This is a genomic window from Lactobacillus sp. ESL0237, assembly GCF_003692985.1.
GTDB classification, from domain to species: Bacteria; Bacillota; Bacilli; order Lactobacillales; family Lactobacillaceae; genus Lactobacillus; species Lactobacillus bombicola.
Genome location: NZ_REHE01000001.1, coordinates 21,245 through 37,788, shown reverse-complemented (window position 1 = coordinate 37,788; position 16,544 = coordinate 21,245). Strand labels below are relative to the sequence as shown.

Annotated in this window: 19 protein-coding genes and 1 pseudogene; 4 read left to right on the top strand and 16 right to left on the bottom strand. The window is 32.6% G+C overall.

The annotated features are described in order from the left end of the window. The 7 genes and pseudogenes from F5ESL0237_RS08495 to F5ESL0237_RS00160 all read right to left on the bottom strand — a co-directional run. Positions 1 to 89, bottom strand: a pseudogene (locus F5ESL0237_RS08495) (xylulose 5-phosphate 3-epimerase); the annotation flags it as partial. Then, the gene (locus tag F5ESL0237_RS00185; RefSeq protein WP_122024298.1) at positions 79 to 1,620 is read right to left on the bottom strand and encodes an FGGY-family carbohydrate kinase; all 1,542 of its coding nucleotides are present in this window, start codon (positions 1,618 to 1,620) and stop codon (positions 79 to 81) included. The pseudogene F5ESL0237_RS08495 and the gene F5ESL0237_RS00185, both read right to left, overlap by 11 nt. Before the next feature lie 11 nt (positions 1,621 to 1,631). Next, the gene (locus F5ESL0237_RS00180; RefSeq protein WP_122024297.1) at positions 1,632 to 2,633 is read right to left on the bottom strand and encodes a hypothetical protein; all 1,002 of its coding nucleotides are present in this window, start codon (positions 2,631 to 2,633) and stop codon (positions 1,632 to 1,634) included. 115 nt (positions 2,634 to 2,748) lie between these two features. After that, on the bottom strand, positions 2,749 to 3,705 hold the full coding sequence (locus F5ESL0237_RS00175) for an NAD(P)-dependent oxidoreductase (RefSeq protein ID WP_122024296.1): 957 nt from the start codon (positions 3,703 to 3,705) through the stop codon (positions 2,749 to 2,751). Positions 3,706 to 3,720: 15 nt separating this feature from the next. Continuing rightward, positions 3,721 to 4,692 carry an amidohydrolase family protein gene (locus tag F5ESL0237_RS00170; protein WP_090093263.1) on the bottom strand — a complete coding sequence of 324 codons (972 nt, stop codon included), beginning with the start codon at positions 4,690 to 4,692 and terminating at the stop codon, positions 3,721 to 3,723. A gap of 19 nt (positions 4,693 to 4,711) precedes the next feature. Then, positions 4,712 to 6,166, bottom strand: coding sequence for a PTS galactitol transporter subunit IIC (locus F5ESL0237_RS00165; protein WP_122021092.1), 1,455 nt, complete (start codon positions 6,164 to 6,166; stop codon positions 4,712 to 4,714). Positions 6,167 to 6,182: 16 nt separating this feature from the next. Then, on the bottom strand, positions 6,183 to 6,914 hold the full coding sequence (locus F5ESL0237_RS00160) for a sugar phosphate isomerase/epimerase (RefSeq protein ID WP_122024295.1): 732 nt from the start codon (positions 6,912 to 6,914) through the stop codon (positions 6,183 to 6,185). Positions 6,915 to 7,046: 132 nt separating this feature from the next. On the opposite strand from F5ESL0237_RS00160, the gene F5ESL0237_RS00155 reads away from it, so the two are divergent. Further along, positions 7,047 to 8,051, top strand: coding sequence for a substrate-binding domain-containing protein (locus F5ESL0237_RS00155; protein WP_122021090.1), 1,005 nt, complete (start codon positions 7,047 to 7,049; stop codon positions 8,049 to 8,051). A gap of 299 nt (positions 8,052 to 8,350) precedes the next feature. Then, complete coding sequence (locus F5ESL0237_RS00150; protein WP_122024294.1) at positions 8,351 to 8,635, top strand: hypothetical protein; 285 nt, start codon at positions 8,351 to 8,353, stop codon at positions 8,633 to 8,635. Between the two features lie 168 nt (positions 8,636 to 8,803). Here F5ESL0237_RS00150 and F5ESL0237_RS00145 read toward each other — a convergent pair whose 3' ends face one another. Then, positions 8,804 to 9,448 carry a hypothetical protein gene (locus F5ESL0237_RS00145; RefSeq protein ID WP_122024293.1) on the bottom strand — a complete coding sequence of 215 codons (645 nt, stop codon included), beginning with the start codon at positions 9,446 to 9,448 and terminating at the stop codon, positions 8,804 to 8,806. A 16-nt stretch (positions 9,449 to 9,464) separates the two neighbouring features. Continuing rightward, positions 9,465 to 9,845, bottom strand: a complete 381-nt coding sequence (locus tag F5ESL0237_RS00140) for a hypothetical protein (RefSeq protein ID WP_122024292.1) — start codon at positions 9,843 to 9,845, stop codon at positions 9,465 to 9,467. Between the two features lie 323 nt (positions 9,846 to 10,168). On the opposite strand from F5ESL0237_RS00140, the gene F5ESL0237_RS08365 reads away from it, so the two are divergent. Continuing rightward, complete coding sequence (locus F5ESL0237_RS08365) at positions 10,169 to 10,327, top strand: hypothetical protein (protein WP_158593162.1); 159 nt, start codon at positions 10,169 to 10,171, stop codon at positions 10,325 to 10,327. Positions 10,328 to 10,804: 477 nt separating this feature from the next. Here F5ESL0237_RS08365 and F5ESL0237_RS00130 read toward each other — a convergent pair whose 3' ends face one another. The 7 genes from F5ESL0237_RS00130 to F5ESL0237_RS00105 all read right to left on the bottom strand — a co-directional run bounded on the left by F5ESL0237_RS00130 (position 10,805) and on the right by F5ESL0237_RS00105 (position 15,343). Next, complete coding sequence (locus F5ESL0237_RS00130) at positions 10,805 to 11,626, bottom strand: hypothetical protein (RefSeq protein WP_233551819.1); 822 nt, start codon at positions 11,624 to 11,626, stop codon at positions 10,805 to 10,807. Between the two features lie 69 nt (positions 11,627 to 11,695). Further along, entirely contained in the window at positions 11,696 to 12,040 is a 345-nt protein-coding gene (locus tag F5ESL0237_RS08490; RefSeq protein WP_233551817.1) for a hypothetical protein, read from the bottom strand. Between the two features lie 64 nt (positions 12,041 to 12,104). Further along, on the bottom strand, positions 12,105 to 12,302 hold the full coding sequence (locus tag F5ESL0237_RS00125; protein WP_122024290.1) for a hypothetical protein: 198 nt from the start codon (positions 12,300 to 12,302) through the stop codon (positions 12,105 to 12,107). After that, positions 12,262 to 13,308, bottom strand: coding sequence for a Rep family protein (locus F5ESL0237_RS00120; protein ID WP_122024289.1), 1,047 nt, complete (start codon positions 13,306 to 13,308; stop codon positions 12,262 to 12,264). The genes F5ESL0237_RS00125 and F5ESL0237_RS00120 overlap by 41 nt, the downstream gene beginning before the upstream one ends. A gap of 167 nt (positions 13,309 to 13,475) precedes the next feature. After that, entirely contained in the window at positions 13,476 to 13,886 is a 411-nt protein-coding gene (locus F5ESL0237_RS00115; RefSeq protein WP_122024288.1) for a hypothetical protein, read from the bottom strand. Continuing rightward, positions 13,879 to 15,015: a chromosome partitioning protein ParA gene (locus F5ESL0237_RS00110; protein ID WP_122024287.1), complete on the bottom strand. Its 1,137-nt coding sequence runs from the start codon at positions 15,013 to 15,015 to the stop codon at positions 13,879 to 13,881. The genes F5ESL0237_RS00115 and F5ESL0237_RS00110 overlap by 8 nt, the downstream gene beginning before the upstream one ends. Next, complete coding sequence (locus F5ESL0237_RS00105) at positions 15,005 to 15,343, bottom strand: hypothetical protein (protein ID WP_122024286.1); 339 nt, start codon at positions 15,341 to 15,343, stop codon at positions 15,005 to 15,007. Before F5ESL0237_RS00105 ends, F5ESL0237_RS00110 begins: the two co-directional genes overlap by 11 nt. Before the next feature lie 184 nt (positions 15,344 to 15,527). On the opposite strand from F5ESL0237_RS00105, the gene F5ESL0237_RS00100 reads away from it, so the two are divergent. Beyond that, positions 15,528 to 16,535, top strand: coding sequence for a hypothetical protein (locus tag F5ESL0237_RS00100; RefSeq protein ID WP_122024285.1), 1,008 nt, complete (start codon positions 15,528 to 15,530; stop codon positions 16,533 to 16,535). Positions 16,536 to 16,544 lie beyond the last annotated feature (9 nt).

The window sequence follows — 16,544 nt, the reverse complement described above, 5'->3', positions numbered from 1 at the left end:
CCTAAGTCATGTGTTAATTCAAACGTTTCCCGCCAGGATAGATCTTGTGGTAAAGCTTTTTCGTAAATTCCGAGTGCATTAGTTGTCATGATGCACATTCAACTCCTTTTTTAACTTGCTTAAATTATTCCAGGCACCATCTAGCGCTTGTAATAATGAACAATAAACTTGATATTTTTGATTATAAATCTTAGTTTCTTCACGACATGGTTGATATTGAGCTGTTACTTGCGTCATTTTACCTACTGCAGTCGGTAGATCAGGATAAACGCCACGGCCAACGGCACAAGTTATAGCTCCCCCTAAGCCTCCTAATTCAGTTGCAGCAGTGATTTCAACTGGCAAGTTTAAGACATCTGCAAACATTTGGACCCAATGTTTAGAGTTACATGCCCCACCAGACATTCTAATTGCAGTAGGATTATGACCCAATATTTTTAATAACTGATCCAGATGATAACGGTGGGCAAAGCAAATCCCTTCATAAACTGCTCGAATCATCTCAGTTTTAGTGGTCGAACTTTGCAAACCAATAAAGGCACCTTCAGCATTTGGATTTACATTACTACCATATAAAAATGGAAAGAAAAATAATTGAGCATAATCTGCCTTGGTGGTATCTAGCATTTGCTCCAAATAATCATAAATTGACTTATGATTTTGCTTAGCATTTTGAATTTCATCTGCTAGTAAAATTTTGAGCATCATATCAAGATTACCGGCAGAAGTTGGACTTGATGCTTCAATTAAGTTATCACCAGTAGGAAAAATAGAATTCATTAAGCCTGAGTCAAGTGGTGCCAACTGGTGACTAGGAAAGATATTCATATTCCACGTTCCAGCAATCATACTAAATAAACTATCATCTAAGACACCAGTTGCTAGGGCACAAGCATCAATATCGAACATCCCGCCATAAACTGGTGTGCCACTGACTAACCCTGTTATTTTAGCTGCCTGACTTGTTATATGCCCTGCTAAATCAGTTGCATTAATCAATGGTGGTAACTTAGCAGAAATTTCTGAAATACCAAAGAAATCATATAATCTTGTATCGTATTGCTTAGTTGTCAAATTAATTAAATTATTACCAGATGCATCCCCTAGCTCCTGCAAAATATTACCGGTTAAAAGATATCGAATAAAATCTTTATTAGATAGGATATAGCCAATTTGATTGTACTTAGCCGGTTGATTATCTTTTAACCAACGCAAAATAACCGATGCCTGACTAGCCATGATTTGTTGATGACTAAGCGCATAAATTTTTACTAGTTGCTGATTTAACTCAGTTGCAATACCTTTAGCTCGATTATCCGTCGACAAAATACCATTCATAAATATTTTGCCTTCATTATTAAGCGCATATAATCCTTTACCATGACCCACTACTGTAACTGCACTAATTTGCGCTGCTTTTAAGTGGGCATTATGCAAAGCCTCTTGAATTACATGACCAATATCTACTAATAAAGTTGACAATTTAATTTCTTGAAAGTCTGGTTGGGGAGATATACGCTTGGTTGGAAACGAAGCCAAGCCTAGTTGTTGCCCTAATTCATTGCAAATGACGACCTTAGTATTAGTTCCACCATTATCAATAGTCAAAAAATAATTCATTGTACTTCACCTTATTTGTCACAAATTTGATAGATGGCCACTTCATTGGCTTCACGGTTAGCTGATAGTAAATATTGTTGTTGTTCCTTTTGATAAACTAACACATTACTTGGGCCAAGATGACTAGCTAATAAATCGCCAGTTAAATCAACATTTTTTATCAGTTTTAACCCCTGTGCTCCTGAACGCCAACCAAATAAAAAGTAGTTATGGCCCTTAATTTCTCCACCCCATAGTGCATGCCCGAAAGGGGTTTCTTTAGTAGTTCTTGCTAGAGTATGGAAATTGTTATCATACATTCTTAAATAAGAGCCATGAAATCCATCAATTGCCAAATATTCTAATTGTCCATCATCATTAAGATCAGTTGCTACAATATCAGAAGTCGCAATACTTGATAATTGTTGCAGTTGCCAATCATCCACTTTAGTTGGGTAATCTAAGCGAAATATACCTTCTTCACCAGTAATTAAAGAATAACCTGCCATCCTTTGATAACCATGATTTTTGGTAATTCTAATTGGTAAAGCCTTTAAAGCGGTAATTTTTTGCGGTTTATCTTTATAAATACCTACCCAGACTTTTCCAGGATCAGACCAATCATTCGTATTTTTTTTGGAATTAGCAATTGAACAGCCGATATACCAATAATCGTCTTTAGTTTTGGGGATAATATCAAAGCGGTGAATATAGGGAAACTCCCCCACAATACTTTGATCCCAACCTTGCCCATTGAAAGTTTCTTTTACAATCCGGCAATGTAAAGAATTAAAGCCTGGATAAAACTTTTGCGTTGCTAGAAAATTTAATGTTCCTGGTATCTGAACCATAGTCATTGTTCCACCAATGTCTGACCAAACAGTGGACTTGTTAAAATTATTATTTAAATCATAAGCATAGCATGGCTGATTTTCTTCTGAAGCTACTATGATAAAATCACGATTTAAGGCTTGTAATCGCATAATTGCATAACAATGATCAAGCTGATCACTAAAAATTTTATTAAATTCCATACTTCTACCTCAGTTATAATTTTTGAAAAAAGGAATCCCCTCCTAGCACGAAACTATTTGGGGGATTCCTCAATAATTGAGCCAAATACCAGTGTTACTGGTAAAAGATAAGCTATTATTTATTAACTTGGTTTAGTGGTTTCTTATCACGTAAATATGAAATCAAATTCTGTGAGGCTTCACGTGCAATCGTTGTCCGCGCTTCTAAAGTACCCGTTCCAGCATGCGGTGATAGAACAACATTATCTAAATCACGTAAAGCTTGTGGAATATCTGGTTCAGTTTCATAAACATCAAGACCTGCTCCTGCAATATCACCATTTTTAAGGGCTGCAATCAAGTCAGTTTGTTTAATCAATTGTCCCCGCGCCGCATTAATGATGTAAGCTGTATCTTTCATCTTTTTAAATACTTCCGCGTTAAAAATTCCATTGGTTGAAGGAAGGGCTGGGGCATGCAAAGTAATTACATCTGAAGTTTGAACTAAGGTATCAAAATCCACATATTTAACATCTAATTTTGCTTCTAATTCAGGAGTTAAGCGATGGGCATCATTATAAATAACTTTCATACCGAATACTTGCGCAAATTTAGCTACTTCAGAGCCAATACGCCCCATACCATAAACACCAAGAGTTTTACCCTGTAAACTCATCCCCATATACTGTGGTTCAGAGACATCAATCCATTGCCCGCTGCGCACAACTTTATCATAAAAATGAAGATGTCTAACTGTCGCCAATAAGAGGGTAAAAGTCATTTCTGCTGTTGGAACGCGTACACCTTGAGGACAGTTTGCTACCACAATACCCTTTTGCTTAGCATATTCAATATCAATATGGTCAAAGCCAACTCCATTAGCAGTAATAATTTTGAGGTTAGTACCGGCATCGATCAATTCTCGATCACCCTTCATCCCCATAATTAATAATCCTTCGTATTCAGATAAATGTTCTAAAACCCATTCACGCGTCTCTTTTTCTGGGTCATAAGTAACATCAAAATTTTGTTTCAGTTCAGTTAAACCTGCTTCAGGAATAATTCCTGTGACTAATACTTTTATTTTACTCATCTTTTTACTTCCTTACTATATCTTCTTCAAAACTGGGTCTTCACTATCACGAACTGCTTGTATATTTTGCGGTTTGAAATAAATCCGGTTAGCATTATTATACATAACATCTTCTAATTCCGATGCAGTAAAGATATCAGTTTCTTCTAACCAAGTTGCTAAATTATGATATGAGTTAAAAGTCGAAGACCATGGTGAATCGGTTCCCCAAAGAATTCTTTTAGCCCCCAAAATATCTTTTGCTAAAGCTACATCTTTTTGACAGCGCGGAAATGGAAATTCTGTTTCATGTTCAATATCTTGAATTGCCGCAATTTCAGTAGTTATATTATTATATGGTTCCCATTGCTCTAAAGCATTAGCTAAACGATTCAAATGATCAGCACTAGGGAATGATAAATGACAAACTACAAAATCCAATTTAGGATAACGTTGTGCTAAATTAACAATTGCTTCGGGTTGATAGCTAAATTGCGTATAGTCACCATAATCAACGGTAATCACAAATCCAGGATAATCAGCAAAGTAGTGGAACATTTTACCTAATTCTGGTGAAGTATCTAAACGAAATGGATGATGATAACCATGTAACCCACCACCTTGACTAATTTCTAACTTAATTGCCCGAAAACCTAAGTCTTCTACATGCCGGCGAACAATTTCCATTGCATTATCGGCAAAGGGATCAACTGAAAAGGCTGCAATAAATTTATCAGGATATTTTTTAACAGCTTGATAAGAATAATAATTTTGAAAGCCATATAAGCTGCCCTGAAGCAAAACTGCCTTTTCAACCTCATCGTCTTCCATTACTTTTAAAGCCGATTCGGCAGTAAAATTATCGTCACCCCAGCCTTCAGGAATCAAATTAAGAAACATCCCATTGTCCCAAATTGCCTGACCTTTGCCTAGGGGAGTCATTCTCCCCTTAGCAGATAAACCAGCTAACGAGCGCACTAAATGCATGTGTCCATCAATTTTTTTCATAATAATTATCTCCTTTCGATTAATAAGTTATTTTTTCATCACTACCAGAATAACCTCTATTTTTATCTGCCATTTTACTTAAATATTGCCAAATTTGTGGACGATACCGCCGTAAAGCAAATAATAATGCCAAATAAATTAAAACTACCAAGCCAATTAACAATGGATTTTGCGAAACAAACGCCGCAAATACTAAAGCATTCAAGGGGCGAGCCATTAAATTAAAGCTGGTAATCAAGACTATACCCGCTGGAAGGGCAACGCCGTAATGAGAGACTGCTCCCGTATAAAAACTACCGAGCCAGCTAGAAGCATATAATCCCAAACTAAACCAAACAATTCCATTAGCAATTACTTTTAAGATATTCCCCCGAGTTAGAGCAACAATCGATTCAACCATGAACGGTAAGGAAATCAAATCAACAATTGGCAGAGTTTTATTACCTGGAAGGATAAAGGCTATTAAAACCATAATAGGAATTAAAATTACACCTGAAATAATTGTAGCAGGCTCACCATACCCAACTCCATCATCAACCCCCAAGAACCACCGCTTTTTATTAGTAGTCTCACTAACACTTTCCTTAGCTTCAGCCGTATTTTTGTGCGTATTTTTATCAATTTCGTCTGCTAAAGGCGTAAAGGCTTTCGAAAAGACATTAGTAATTAAGGGGAAAATAGTCATAACAGCGGACAATTGTACCGCCACTGAAAAAATTTGTCCCCATGCTGCTAAAGAACCTAGGCTATTTAAATTACCTAAAATTCCAATAATTAGTCCTAGTAGGGCCCCTAAAGTAGTCGGTTCACCAAAAACACCTAGCTTATTTTTGAAATATTCAGGGGTCATTTTAACCTTGTTAAACCCTAATAAGTTCCACAAAGGATCTAGTAAAATTGCCGGTATAACTTGTTCAATATTGTGCAAAGACGCTACGGAGGCATTCTTGACCCCGTAATAATCTGACCAACGATCAGCTTGAATTTCAGCTAAAACTAAAGTATAAAGTAACATGAAAAATGATAACCCTAGTGATAGCCAAAAATTATGAGTAACATAATAACAGGTTGTGCCCCAAATCATAAAACCAAAATTATTCCATAAATTGGAAGCCATAAAAATTTTAGTAATGCCAAAGGCAAACAATAACAATTCAGCTATCAAGCCAAAGACGAAAAAACTTAGTCCAACTGATGAGCCAAAAGAGGCTAATGAACCTGCTTGCCAACCAATATCAACAATTGGTAATTTGATTCCTGTGTTGTTAACCATTTGCTTGATAATTTTGGTTATCGTCGGCGTAAAGGCTTGAATTATCCAACCAAATCCCGTTAAGCCCACGCCTGCATAAAATGCACTCATCATGGCAGTTTTAGGCTTAACCTTTAAACATAGTGCGACAATAAAAATCATGACTGGCACAACTACACTCGCACCAAAAACTTGAAAAATACGATTAACAGTTTCTAACACACCCTCATCCCCTTAACTATGAAGTTAACTGCTTAACTAACTGCAAATCTGACTCTAGCTGTTCTGATTTTGCCGCATATTCAAAACCAAAATAATTAGCTTGTGGTAACATAGCCAAAATTTCTCTCCAGTTTAGTTCACCTGTAGTTAAGCTTGTTACCACTTTTTGGTTACCGATAGTTCGAATATTTTTTAAATGAATGTACTCTGTAAAATCAGCTAAAGCCTCAGCTGCGGTATAGACATCCGTCGCCAACCAGCTCCAGTTAGCAATATCAAAGCAATACTTAATCCCCAAAGAAGATCCCTGCTCTAAGAAAGCCTTAGTTTGGTATAAGTCACTTTCAATTGGAGTTTGATTATCTTCAATATATAATTTAAAAGATCCATCAAGTATTCCTTTTAATTCTTGATACCAACCATCGTTTGTTGGATTAAACTCACCTAAGTTCATTTTTAAATGAGTAGCACCTAATTCATGCATTTGTTCTAAATACACCGACAACTTAGAATTTAGCTGTTGCTTGTTAAATAAAACATCGCCTACGCTGTAATAAACTTTATATTTATTTGTTTTAGCAATCTGCGCTATATCCTGTAATTCCTGCTTTGAACCATTTAGAAGTTCATTCCGAATTTCAATTGCTTCAAAGCCTAAATTTTGTGCTACTTTAACGTATTTCACTTGCTCAACAGCAGTTTTTTTATTTTGAAAAGCTGCTGTATTAACAATAAAGTGATTAGTCACCTGCTCACCTACCTTTACTGCCTAATTTATTAACATATCACTATGTTAATCGGTTAACTATTTAGTACAACTTGATTCTTAGTCAAATAAAAATTACGATATATTTAAGATAATATTGATTGAGGTTTAATTATGGAAAAACTAACTATTAGAGATATTGCAACTATGGCCAAGGTATCAACTGCTACAGTTTCAAATTATCTCAATGGCAACTACGATCGGATGTCACTAAAAACACGCAAACATTTAAATCAAATAATCAGTCATACCAATTTTAGGCCTAATTCAACCGCGCGAAATTTAGCCAAGAATGAAAATAAAACAATTGGGGTTTCTATTGCTGATATTACTAATCCCTTCACTTCACAAGTATTATCAGGTATTTATGAACAATGTGATAATTACAATTATCGCGTATTATTCACTAATGCTGCTAATAGTGAGCAAAAAGAAATCGATAATATTACACGCTTAAAAAATGATGGCGTAGCTGGAATCATCGTTGATCCAGTTAATCCTGACAGCCCCATCTATCAATCCCTCTCAAACCAAAATACAGTCATGGTTGACCGCCAATCTTCTAATTTAATTATTGACACAGTTGCAACGGATAATATGGCATCAGTACAAGAATTGGTGCAAAAAATGCAAGCCAAGCACTACGACAACCTTTATTTTGTTACTTGGCCTTTCCAAAATATTAGCACTCGAACCCAACGCTACCAAGGCTTCATCAAAGCAACTCACTATTCTACTTTAAACCATTTAGTTGCCGTGCCCCATCATGGGAAAAAAGTAGAATATCAACAATTTACTCAGAATATTAATACCATAATGGAACAAAATACTACTGCTAAAATTGGCTTCTTTTGCATGAATGCTCGCGTACTCTTACATTTACTGCGCACTATGCAACAACTAAATTTTTCTTATCCAGAAGATTATGGCGTAGCAACTTATGAAGAATTTGATTGGATGCAAGTAATGACTCCACCAATTAGCTGCATTCAGCAAAATTCTGAGGCAATTGGTAAAACTGCCATGCATATTCTCCGACAGAAATTGGAACATAAGCAGGCGTCTAAACCACAGCTGAAATTAATTCCTACAAAGCAAATCCTACACGATAGTTTTTAATTACTCTTTTTAATAAAATTAATGCTTATAAAATTTAGTTAACCGGTTAACAAACTTTATAAGTATAATTGTATGCGCTTTCTATATTTTGTCAAGAAAATATTGCAAACACTTTCACAATTTTTGCAACATTTTATAATTTCCTAGGAAATGACCCATTTAAGCCATACTTAACTAATTACTACCGCTTAATCTCTATCTGCACTAGTATCAATTATTTTTGCAAACTTGCCTGGAACACTTAATCGTGCTTTAATATCTTTAATTTAATATCAGCAAATTAGTTAGGGGGACTTAAATTGAATGCATTTAAATCACATTTAGTAAATAATCAAATAAAATATAAAAACAGCTCACCTAAGCAAAAAGCCGTTAATCGAATTTGGATGCTTTGGTCATTTTTTTGGGCATTAGTGGCTATCCTATTTCAAGAAGAAATATTTGATTTTTGTCATAGCATCAGCTATTTGCGTCAGCTTCCTAACTCTTTAATAATCATCATTTATGGCTTAATTATCGGCCTTGTATGTGGTTCTACCTGGAATATTTTTAAAAAGAGTACAATTGATTTACTTGAAAAATAAACAAATTTAAAATACAAAAAAAGTAGTCTCACGACTACTTTTTTAATGTACTAATAATGTTAAAAACTCCGCGATAATAACACATGTAACTTTTCAAAGGCCATGTCTTAGGACATAGCAATTTTCATCAATAAAATTGTCAAAAATACTATTATAATAGGACTTATACTATTTACTCAAATTTAAGTTAATATCATAATCGTGACCTTTACTAAAGTCATCTTGATTATTTCCACTAAACTTAAATCTCAAAGTTTTGAGACTTTCTACAGTCTTCAAATCTTTTATAGGAAAGTACACTACACCAGATTTTTTGGCACCTTCATTCATATCTCCATCCCAAGATTCATCAGCAGAAGTAGACTGTTGACTACCAAAATTAATAGTACCTTGTTCAGGATAAACTGAGATATCATTATGTGCTTTTATAGTCATATTAAATTTAACAAACCCATTGATATTAATTTTTCCATCATCATCCGAATCAAACTTGTAAGTTTTTGACAACTTATAAACTGTAATCTTATTAATTTTAACAGTTGCATTATTCCAATCTGAATTAGTATAATTTGAGTCATATATTTTACTATCTTTAACTTTATAGTTATCATAATCAATTTCAAGTGAAACTGGTTGATTAGCCGCAACCTTCCCTGATTTACTTGATGAACTACTTGAATCACTACTACCAGCAATAATTGTAAATAATACTAATAAAACAGCTATGATTACAATCCATACCCACCAACGCTTATACCAAGGTTTGGTTTCTACATAAACATTACCTTTATCATCAATAATTTTTTCAGACATTTTTATTCTTACCTACTCATTTTCTACACATAACAATAATTCCATCTACAGCAAAAATAATTCCGCCAATAATACCAAAATTACCACAGCTAAATAAAAGTATTAATCCTAAGATTAAAACAAGAATCCCAATTAAAATTCTTTTTTTATTAATAAAAAATAGTAGTATGAAAGCGATAACTGAAAGTACAATACCAAATGTTAATTCTGCAGTATATGAGCCGCCTCCACCGAAAGCATCAGCAAAGCCTGCTAAACCAAAAGCACTGCATAAACTAATAAGTGACACTACTAAACCAATACCACCAATTACTAATTCTAAAGTACGACTCCTGTTACTTTCAGATGCTACCTTTTTATATACTCTGCCATCTTTGTCCTCAATTTTATTTACCATATCTAATCCTCCAAAATAATAAAACTATACAAAACAATTTTATATTGTAGTATCTTTTTTTCAATTATTTATTTATATATAAAAAAATAATATATATATTAATGCACGATGCAACAAAAATTTTATAATAGCTTAAAGTAAATTTTATTATTTAACTTTCTTTATAATTATTTTAATTTATAAACATGTACATATTATTATAAAATAGTTGCACGTAAGCTAATATTAGAATTCATAGTATGTATATTTATATTTGTTATTTGATTAGTATCACTTGCAACTACCTTCGCCATTGTAGAAAAATTTACGTAAGCCGTACATATATGCTCGTTTTGCATCAACAATATATAAGCCACAATCGCATTGCTCTTAGCATGATGTATGCAGTCAGATTGTTTTTTGCTGGTTCACTTCGACCGACAACCAGTATTCCACTACTACCACCTAAATTAAATGAAGTAGCTTTATCTAACTTAATTTGAAAATTAGAAATCATAATTAGTCACAGAATAACTTTGTGCAGACACATCACTCATTAGATATTTTGTGCATGTTCTTTGCTTATCCACTAAAAAAGATATAGACGGCCATAACTCTCTTTTTAAATAATTATTAATCCAGATAACAAAAATTATCGCTATAATCATTAATATACCAAAGTTTGTAGCCATTATAATTTTTTTCCTAAACACACATAAACCATAAATTTCTTTTTGTGTGGTAAAAATTACGGCAAGTCTAAATTCTCATATCTATCTATAACTGAACATAAAGCGTGCAAAAATAACAAAAAAGCCTGCTTTTTCAAGTTCTTCTGAACCTGGATAACAGACTTAAAAATCAAAAGATTGTTTAACTTATGCTGACTAGAAGCATAGAGGTTCTAGTCAATATCCTTGATATATCAATATTTTTAATAGACACGATACTTGCGAAGTGCAAATAAAGTGCATTTTTAACTAACAATTCCAAAGCTGTGAATTTTCTTTATAGGATTCTCGATTCTCCTTTACGTAAGTTGAAAGAAAAACTTGAATAGTATTTCCCATTCTTTGGCAAGCATACATATTAGATATGCGATTGTCATTACCAAGTAAACTACTTAAATAAACTCTCAAAGAATACAAAGCTAAAACTGTATCTTTTTGTTTTTCAATCCCTGCATTCTTACAAACGGCTTTTAATTTTTCATTTAAGCTTTTTTGTGCCACTGGTAATTGGTTATTTGAACTAATTGATTTATAATTGTGTAAGTTCAAAAAAATGTATCCCGATGTATTTTTTAAGCCATATTCATCGAGGTACTTTTTTTGTTTAATCTGAAAATCTTTAATCAAATCAATTACTTCAGTATTCTTAATTGGTAAACAGTATCTATAAGCGCCTTTTGGTCTATCTTTTAAAGAACCATTAAGCTTTTTTTCTTTTTCAGACCAGCTATCATCGATTTTAAAAGTATAAGAGCCTTCATACTTTACTAGTTGATCAAACTTTAACACCTGTAACTCTTCTGGATGTAATCCAAGATAAGTATCAACAATTAAAGCGAGTCTAGACACAGAATTAGCAATCGTGGCTCCTTTATACCCTTTAAGTAATTCTTCCCTCAATGCACTAATTTCATCTTTAGAAAATAAGTGCCACTTCCTACCGGTACTAAAATCAGACTGCTTAAAGAATAATTTTAGATAACCTCTAGGAATTGGATTTACAGCAAGAACAGCCTTATCTATAAGAAAAGTAAAGAAAGTTCGAAAATGTGCCAAAGTTACATCTATCACGGTGCTCTTTTTAACACTTGCTTTAGGATGATTATTAAGATACCAATGCCCAAAATCATTAAAAAGGTGCTAATCAACATCTTTTAGCTGAATATCTACTTTCTTTTCTTGCTCAAGGTATTCATTTAACAAAGTTAATGCATATTTCCAGCTTCGATTAGTTGTCGCAGTAATAGACTGTGCCTTTTTTTCAACGAATTTTGTATACTCAATCAGAAATTTTGATTCATCAGTAATACTTGGTAAACCATCCTTATAACTTGCATATTTCACTTTTAAATCAATTTCAATCTTTTGTGCTTCAAGCTTACTATTGGCTCTTCTAGTAACACTCTTACGCTTGCCATTAACCAGTGGTTGAATTCTCACTGACCAAAGACCTTTGTATTTGCCCTTTAGAATTTTTTTGATCATATTAAACCTCTTTTATAAAAAAAGAGAGCGGAATAATGATCTCTTACATTATCCGCTCCCTTAATTATTTTGTCCAAACTTTTTCTTGATGATAGCCTGTACTCCTTAGCCAGACAAGCACTTCATCAACTAAGTAATAGGGTCTACCACCTGGTAATTGATGATATGGCATACCTGCTTTACGGAATTTATATAAAAGAGTTGTACTGATTCCCAAAGTGTTACACAAGTCCTTCCCATTCATCATTTTGATTAAATTCATCCGGCATTACCTCTTTCATAAATTCCGATGTTATATGGATAGCATGTAATCTTCTATTAAGCTGTTCAAATGTGTCTATTTCTGGATTATCTATTTTACATTGTTTATAAAAATTCCATGGTGAATATGGTGTAGTTATTATTAGCATTTCTAGATTCAAATAAATGTCATGATATCTGCGAGGAGCCACTTTGTTATGCTCATATGGATCTAAAATTCTTAATAAATCAGCATAATTAAAATCATTTGGTCTTAAATTATTCAATATTGCTATTCTTTCTCCATGATATTCCTGAAAATAGTCCTTTGAACTACCTAAAATTGCAACTTTCTCTTTTCTTGTCAGCCATCTGGCATACCGCGTTTTTCCAACGCCAGCATCTCCATATAAATAAAGACTCTCCATTGCATGGCCTTCAAAATGTCTTAACCATTGTTTATGTTCTTTAACTGCATTTATTTGATCAATATGATCAATAATATTCTTCTTTTTAGCTAATTGAGCTATCCCAATAGCTTCTTCTAGTTCTTTATATTTGATTTCACCATCAGCATATTTATTCAAAAATATATCTACATCTTTTGAAGTTATAACCCTTTTGTTTGAAACTTGATCTTGAATTTGCCTGATCTTTTTCTCAAAATCAAATGAAGCTATAACCTTTTTCGGATCATATCTTTTCTTTCCAGTAGCATTACTTGTAGCATGAATTAGATAACTATAAGCATTATTTATGCGACCTTTCCATATTTGAAAATATTGTGATTTATCTTTAAACATACTAGATAAATGACTTAATGTTTGTGGATTAGCAAACTTAAGTACTGTATGGATATGTGGCCTAATTAGTTCACCATTTTCATTAAAATCTTCATCATGTATAATGTATGCCCACTCTAAGCAATTAGACTTTTCTAAAATATTAATCAAATTATTTAAATCAATTTTTAAATGATCAATATCTTGAACATACATCCACTGCCTTGCCCTAAGATCTAAAGACATGTATTTTTCCTCCTTCCTGCACATTTTACACAGTTGGACATTCGTAATAACAAGCCCTACGAATGCTTAAATACCAATATTTAACACAGTTACACATGTTGAATTCTATTTTTTTTGAAAGGCACTTGCCTTCTTGCCTAGATGGCAGAGGCAGTGCCTTTCTTTTTTTAAAATTTAGTTCCTTCAAGCTTTATTGCATCTTTTATGTTTTCAATACTACTAAAAGAATAATTTGGATACCTACTAGCTAAAAATGATCTAAAACCAGGACTATCTATTCTACTTTTTATCTCATCAGAGACATAACTTTTGGAAGCTAATTGCCACCATTTTTTCGTAGGAAAAATTAAAATCGATTTTTTATCTTTGGTTATTACAGTTGCATCTCTCACTAAATCATTAACTATTACCTCTTTTTTATGTTTTTCAGGTTCATCTATATCAACTATTAATACGTGCTGAAGCTCAATTGACTTCCTAATGTTCTTTCCCCAATATTTACGTAACATCATTGTAATTAGTGCTAAAAGAAGTAATACTATCGGAATAATTAAAGCTTTCATGATATGACTAATCATTTCCTTCACTCTTTTCATTAGTAATAGTAGGCATTGCAATAGGTTCAATACCATAATGTTGCCCATCATTAATTTGTACTATTCCAGTACCTAATCCACCTAATGGAAGCGATAAAGTATCATTTAGCCCTGGAAATAAAAACTGAGCAGAAGTTTTATCTATACGACCTAAAAGAATGCGACAATTCATTTGTCCACGCACACTTGATGGTAGAAATTCTTGTCTAGCTTCTTGTAACGAAAGAACTAAACCTATTTTCGATTCTCTCGAAAGAAGTGCAAGTGTCTGTAACTCTTGATAGAAGTCTTTAACTGCTCTATCACGAGTAGATAATCCAAGTGTTATAGCGGCTAATTCATCGATAAAAATCCAAATAGGTCTAGAATCAATTTCATCAGCATCTGTACTAATTTCACTTGATTTTTCGAAAAGCTCTTCCTGTCTAAGATACATTTCATGAATAAGTTCTGATAACTTAGAATTTACTTTTACTAAAAAGTCTTCTGGTCTATCATCCTTATCTGGTACTAGTAGTTCATATTCCGGATGTTTTTTAGCTAACCTAGCTGCATCGCTTTTTTTAGGATCAATAATTATTATTTTTGCAAACTTCGTATGACTGCTGTTCATCGTCTTAGCTAGAAGTTGAATTAATACTTTCATGCTATATGATTTTCCACTACCTATAGTTCCAGATAGCATAATAGTATTTACCTTCCGAGACATTGCAATTCCATCCATCAAAGGTATTTCTTTACTCAAATCATACTTAGATATAATTTCATCTATTGTTCCAACCAATCTTTTACTTTTCCCCTTATGCCATGGAAAGAAGAAGCCACGCTCCATGGATAATGGATAATCATCTATTGTTTCTATTTGCATAGTAGTTGGTCTAATGCAGGTATAATTTGGATAAGTTGAAGTAGAAATAATATCAAATATTTTGTAATACAGTTCCGAATTCATTATTAAATTAGTTGGATATCTTGGAATAAAAAGTAAACCTGGCGGATCTTTACTTTCCAGAACTTTATATGACTGCTTAAAAGTACTATTCTCATCACTTAAACTAGCATCTAGTACCTTTTCAACATAGATACAGATTTTAGTTTCTTTACCGCGCATCTAGACTATCTCCCTTTAAGGATACTTGAACGTATCCATGTTGATTAGCCCACAAACTGGCTTTACCATTTTTTAGTTGCACTTTATTAAAATCTACAACTTGTCCTACTTTATAATCTCCCGTATTTTTTAATTTAATGGCCAAAGTTTGGCCTTCATTTACATTATTAGTATCCTTAATGACTGTCGCTCTAAGCATATTAGGATATTCCTTTACATCCGCCTCATTATTATATTGAGCACTAACTTTTCTAACTTGCATGTTAGTAATTACAACTTGAAGACCTTCTAATACTTGATCAGGCAATAAATTAACTTTCAATGACATATTTTTTCTTCTCCTTTTTTAATTCTTATTCAAATCAACTTTTATTTTTGGATTTAAAATCATAAGTTGATATATTTTAAATAAAAGATATAAACGGCCGTTAGCTATCTTCATAGTTAATCTTCATACAAAAAAGAACTTTTTAATAATCCGTATTTTGGCGCAAAAAAATGGAGTTGATTTAATGACTAAAAGCCCAGTTATTCCTAGTAAATTACCTGAATTACTCAATAATTATAAAAAGAAAAACCATCTCAATAATTATGAGATGGTTAATGAAATTAATAATTTAATAAACAATAATTCTGACAAAATATTAATGAAAACAGATGATTATGGTGAAACACAGCCTTCATCTGCATTTATGTCTTACATATCGAACAAAGTACGTGCTCGTCCTAAAAATCTTCAACAGAGAATAGCTATTATCGACTTATTAAATGTTAACTATATGGACACCTTATTTAGTAACGGATCAGAAATTGTTGATTTTCTAAAAAATGTTTATAACTATAATATTCAAATTCTAGAAAAAATAAACTATGAAAAGGATTTGTTTAAAGGTAACCATTTGTTAAACCGTCAAGCCATTAAAGAAATAATGGCAGAATCAAAAAATACTAGCTATGTTTTACTTGCTTCTTTTATGTTGAGCTTTCTTGATTTTTTAAGTGCTTTTAATTTAGATATAAGTCCAATAAATGCTGTTTATGGTTACATGACTCCAGAAGAATTATCTAAATCTGTCCTTATAATTACACTCCATGAATATTTGTTAAATAGCAAGAATAAATTTACAGAAAATGATAATTTTAAAATATTAAAAACCCTAATTCAATCTGATACAACTGTACTGGAATCAATTATCTTTGATCTTAAAGAATATAAAGATGATTTTTTTAGTACATTCAATATAGCTTCATATGGAAGTCACCCACTTAATCAAGATCAATTTACAGATAATTTCAAATATGAACAAGTTTATAATTTATTTCAAGAAAAAATAAATGGATTACTTTACATAAAAAATGAAAAAAGAGCTATCTCAAATGCATCAAATGATTTATTAGTTTTTCTACTAGATGATCTTGCTAATCAGTTATCCAAATCTTCGTATATTAAAATTTATGATAAATCCACCTTTAATAAAATTATCAAATCAATGTTAAGCAATAAAGAAGATTCTAATTAGTTCGTATCC

Excerpts from the sequence above, each read along its gene's own strand:
- F5ESL0237_RS08490 (WP_233551817.1), bottom strand. The coding sequence starts at position 12,040 with ATGATCAAAAAAATTCTAAAGGGCAAATACAAAGGTCTTTGGTCAGTG.
- F5ESL0237_RS00175 (WP_122024296.1), bottom strand. The coding sequence starts at position 3,705 with ATGAGTAAAATAAAAGTATTAGTCACAGGAATTATTCCTGAAGCAGGT.
- F5ESL0237_RS08365 (WP_158593162.1), top strand. The coding sequence starts at position 10,169 with ATGCTCGTTTTGCATCAACAATATATAAGCCACAATCGCATTGCTCTT.
- F5ESL0237_RS00170 (WP_090093263.1), bottom strand. The coding sequence starts at position 4,692 with ATGAAAAAAATTGATGGACACATGCATTTAGTGCGCTCGTTAGCTGGT.
- F5ESL0237_RS00155 (WP_122021090.1), top strand. The coding sequence starts at position 7,047 with ATGGAAAAACTAACTATTAGAGATATTGCAACTATGGCCAAGGTATCA.
- F5ESL0237_RS00120 (WP_122024289.1), bottom strand. The coding sequence starts at position 13,308 with ATGTCTTTAGATCTTAGGGCAAGGCAGTGGATGTATGTTCAAGATATT.
- F5ESL0237_RS00185 (WP_122024298.1), bottom strand. The coding sequence starts at position 1,620 with ATGAATTATTTTTTGACTATTGATAATGGTGGAACTAATACTAAGGTC.
- F5ESL0237_RS00115 (WP_122024288.1), bottom strand. The coding sequence starts at position 13,886 with ATGATTAGTCATATCATGAAAGCTTTAATTATTCCGATAGTATTACTT.
- F5ESL0237_RS00105 (WP_122024286.1), bottom strand. The coding sequence starts at position 15,343 with ATGTCATTGAAAGTTAATTTATTGCCTGATCAAGTATTAGAAGGTCTT.
- F5ESL0237_RS00110 (WP_122024287.1), bottom strand. The coding sequence starts at position 15,015 with ATGCGCGGTAAAGAAACTAAAATCTGTATCTATGTTGAAAAGGTACTA.
- F5ESL0237_RS00145 (WP_122024293.1), bottom strand. The coding sequence starts at position 9,448 with ATGTCTGAAAAAATTATTGATGATAAAGGTAATGTTTATGTAGAAACC.
- F5ESL0237_RS00100 (WP_122024285.1), top strand. The coding sequence starts at position 15,528 with ATGACTAAAAGCCCAGTTATTCCTAGTAAATTACCTGAATTACTCAAT.
- F5ESL0237_RS00180 (WP_122024297.1), bottom strand. The coding sequence starts at position 2,633 with ATGGAATTTAATAAAATTTTTAGTGATCAGCTTGATCATTGTTATGCA.
- F5ESL0237_RS00125 (WP_122024290.1), bottom strand. The coding sequence starts at position 12,302 with ATGAATTTAATCAAAATGATGAATGGGAAGGACTTGTGTAACACTTTG.
- F5ESL0237_RS00140 (WP_122024292.1), bottom strand. The coding sequence starts at position 9,845 with ATGGTAAATAAAATTGAGGACAAAGATGGCAGAGTATATAAAAAGGTA.